Below are 847 nucleotides of genomic sequence, written 5' to 3' on the forward strand. Positions count from 1 at the left end.
TACATTGCCCTTGGCATCATTGGTGCCCGACTGGTTCGCCGGCGTCGTGACCCCTGGGTCCAGATAGCTTTCGGTATAACCATAACTCGTCACCTTGCCATTGGCATCGGTTACACTCGCCAAATTGCCATTCGCCCCATAAACAAACAGCACCGTCTGCGCTGCTGCTCCGGCGACCGCTGGCGGCGCGGTAATCTTGGTCAGCCGCTTGGATGCGTCATAATCCATCAGCGTCACTTGCCCATCAGGCTGCGTGATCGTGGTCTGGGTCGCGGCATAAGCAAAGCTGGTCACCCGCACGTCGCCCGCCGCCACCGTTTGCGTCACGCTCGTTACCCGGTTCGATCCGTCATAGGCAATTGCCAAGCTCGACCCATCGCTTTGCGTGATGCTATTTATCAGCTTCGATGTGCCAACATAGCCATAGGTCACCTCATATAGCGCCCCGTCGGCCACCGCATTGCCATTGGGCGATAGCTCCACTTGCACCTTCGACAAACGGTTTTGCCCGTCATAGACATAATGCGTGCGCGCCGTCGTCACACCGCCGACCACGGTCGCAATCCGCGTGATATTATTGCCCGACCAGCCATAAAGCGTATAGCTGCCATCGGCTGTCGTCACCGTCTCCACCCGGTCGCTGCCCGCCAGATAGCCCACATTCACCGCATTGCCATCCAGATCCGTCACGCTCTTCAACCGCCAGATAACAGACGAACCATTGGCAAATTCATAAGTCTCCCGCGTCTGGCTGGCGCCATCTATCCAAAGCCAGTCATTGCCTTGACGCACCATAATATCATGCGCACCATCCCCGTCGGTCGTCACATAAGCGCCCGTCGTCACC

General features: G+C 57.7%; 1 protein-coding gene. It reads right to left on the reverse strand.

Going from position 1 to position 847, the window contains the following annotated elements; all coding sequences use genetic code 11:
- Nucleotides 1–847, reverse strand: an 847-nt coding sequence (locus ACFOWX_RS13510; protein ID WP_381420411.1) for a hypothetical protein, incomplete at both ends; no start/stop codon positions are given.

This window comes from Sphingorhabdus arenilitoris, from assembly GCF_042651485.1.
GTDB classification, from domain to species: domain Bacteria; phylum Pseudomonadota; class Alphaproteobacteria; order Sphingomonadales; family Sphingomonadaceae; genus Sphingorhabdus_B; species Sphingorhabdus_B arenilitoris.